The sequence below is a fragment of the Microcystis sp. M049S2 genome (assembly GCF_020245625.1).
GTDB classification, from domain to species: domain Bacteria; phylum Cyanobacteriota; class Cyanobacteriia; order Cyanobacteriales; family Microcystaceae; genus Microcystis; species Microcystis ichthyoblabe_A.
On sequence record NZ_JADBUN010000245.1, the window covers coordinates 1 to 2,587 of the forward strand.

Sequence of the window (2,587 nt, forward strand, 5' to 3'; positions counted from 1 at the left end):
AGCAAAGGGATTGCTACTTGTTTCTAGTTCTGTCCATCTTTCCTCATAGTCCAGTAATTTAACCGTTGGGAATTTGAGGCTGACTTCACAACCAGCGATAGTATAATTATAGGAATCTGGTCGCCAATTTACTCGTTCATCCCCTAAAATTGCCAGACTGATAACTGGTTTCTGATACAAATCAAAGGCCCGATAGTTATAAATATACATCCTCTGAGGGAAATTTTCTTCGTATTGACTTTGAATTTCAATATGAATCAAAATCCAGACTTCTTCACCCCTGAGTAACCAGACTTTATAGAGTTTGTCAGCGAAACGTTTTTTTGTCTTTGCTGAAGCGGTAATCCGTTTGAGTTCTTTTTCCAGGGATTCGGGAATTTTTGTCCAATCAATTAATTGGTGAACTTCGGGAAAAAAGAAATGTAAAAACGCTTCAAAATACTCGGTTAATGCTTCTTTCCAGGGTTCATCATAATTGGCGGTTGTTGGGTTCATTTGAGTTGTTTGCTTACTCGTAGGCTGTGAAGCGCGATAGCGTAACGCACTGATTTAATAATAGAGGTGGTGGTGGTAATCTGGGGATTTTGTTGTAAAAAAGCGGATATTTGTTCGATTCCGTCTTGATTGGGAGAGAGAATAACGGTGGCGACTTCTGGAATTACCCCAGCTTGGAGACTTTGATAATCGGTAACACCAGCATCGAGGAAAACTACGGTAGCGGTTAAACGCTGATTTCTCGCACTATCCACCCGATTAGCTTGACTCAAGCCATCAGATTGAGCAAAATTGAACAAAACATCGTCAACAGCAGAAAGGCTCGGCAAAAGGGTAGAAGTCATGACATTGACCGCAAAGGTTTATTGCTAACAGTTTTAGCCCAACAATCCCCAATTTTTCAAGACTTCCATAACATAAATTAACATTATACAGAAAACGGGTTTCTCAAAGAAACCCGTTTTCTTCTTGAAAAAAACCATTTTCTCAGTTTCGTGGGTTGTTGCAAGATATGCAATCTGAACGACGTTCATAAATTGTATTTTTATTAGTTTATGGGACACAAACAATTCCTAATCCTGCCATTTGACGAATATGATCATCAAAAGCGAATACCTTAAATATTTGTAAACGATGAGCCATAACTAAAATAGAACAATCTGTGTAACTCCATTTTTTATCATTGTACTTACAGAAAGCTTCCCATATTGCCAGATCATCGCTATCTGACACATTGATATAACGATGATCTTCTCTTAGTATTTGACCCACTTGGATTGAGGCTCGACTAGATACCTTGCTCCGAATCCAAGTCACAGTTTCATCGAATACCGATTCGAGAATAATCCAATTATTATGAGGATTTTCTAAGTAATATTTTTGAGCGCTTTCGTGATGAGTTTCAGATTTGACAAAAAAGGCAATTAAAGCAGACGTATCAACAATAATTTCTTTGTCCACAATTTTTAATAAATAATTTCATCGATGTTTTCAGCGTAGTTAGTTACAACTTGACCCCGATTATCTTGTCCGATAATATATTTAGGCTCAGGTTGGACAATTTCTAAACTTCCACAAAGTTCCCAAGTACGAGTCTTAGTAATATCTGGTAATTCAGCTTGAACATAATTTTCCAAAGCTTTGATAACAATCTCTTGAACCGAGGATTTTTGTTCTTGCAAACGAGATATTAATTCGTCGGGAATTTCGATCAATATTTGAGTCATTGATAAACCTTAGAGATTAACGTTGTTTTACTAACATTATAGCCTGTTTGTGAATTATAACCAAGAGACGCAAATGCAATTACCTGAATCAGTTAAGTAGTCGTGCAAAATTAATTTCCTAGTGAAGATAGGCAAGAGGCAAGAGGCAATAGGCAAGAGGTGGTTAGATATGTGTAATTAATTTTGCTTAGGTACTTACCAAAAGGTTAACAACTGTTCACTGATTCAGGTGATTCGCCATAAGTCCAGAAAACGGGTTTCTGAAGATTGTCTCTCAATTACTCCCTCACAATGACAATTGTAGCGGGTCATGGCGAGAAGGCGATGGCCACAAGTCCAGAAAACGGGTTTCTTCAAGAAACCCGTTTTCTAGATATTGATTTTTGCCAAAGACTGCTTAAATTCTGCGAGAGAATTAGCAGTAGCTGCTAATTTTAGTAGCTCTTCTAAGATAGTAGGGTTAGTCATTTTGCCGATTATCTCTTCAATTTCTGAAGAAATCTCTCCAAACCGCACAGTTAAAACTGTTTTTATGGCATCGCGGCTTTTTTCTAGCACCCCAATTTCTTTACCGCGTTCGATTCCTCGCAATTCCATATTACTCATTAAAGGCATGGTTCTTTCCTCCTCAAATTGTTTGATTTTACTCTCTAAACTTGACTGTAATTCAGGGGATAAAGTCATCATATTGTCGATGATTTCAAACAGTTTACTAAGTAAGGTAAGTATTACCCACACTACTTATTTATGATGATACTAAAAGACTTCCTACACTCCTCAAAAGAATTTACTATAAGTGCGGCTTTTAACATCTCTTCTAAAACCGAAATAACTGAAGCATCATTGAGACATTGTCCAATATCTCC

Annotated in this window: 4 protein-coding genes and 1 pseudogene; all 5 read right to left on the bottom strand. The window is 37.3% G+C overall.

The features are described from left to right. Positions 1-495: RpnC/YadD family protein (locus IM496_RS19330; RefSeq protein ID WP_287662959.1), on the bottom strand; the 495-nt coding region annotated here is incomplete at its 3' end. Continuing rightward, the gene (locus IM496_RS19335; RefSeq protein WP_287662960.1) at positions 492-839 is read right to left on the bottom strand and encodes a DUF4347 domain-containing protein; all 348 of its coding nucleotides are present in this window, start codon (positions 837-839) and stop codon (positions 492-494) included. The genes IM496_RS19330 and IM496_RS19335, both read right to left, overlap by 4 nt. Before the next feature lie 208 nt (positions 840-1,047). Further along, positions 1,048-1,455, bottom strand: coding sequence for a type II toxin-antitoxin system VapC family toxin (locus IM496_RS19340; RefSeq protein ID WP_002761361.1), 408 nt, complete (start codon positions 1,453-1,455; stop codon positions 1,048-1,050). 5 nt (positions 1,456-1,460) lie between these two features. After that, positions 1,461-1,721, bottom strand: a complete 261-nt coding sequence (locus IM496_RS19345) for a hypothetical protein (protein WP_002733873.1) — start codon at positions 1,719-1,721, stop codon at positions 1,461-1,463. A gap of 369 nt (positions 1,722-2,090) precedes the next feature. Beyond that, positions 2,091-2,432 (bottom strand): annotated as a pseudogene (locus tag IM496_RS19350) (hypothetical protein); the annotation flags it as partial. Positions 2,433-2,587 lie beyond the last annotated feature (155 nt).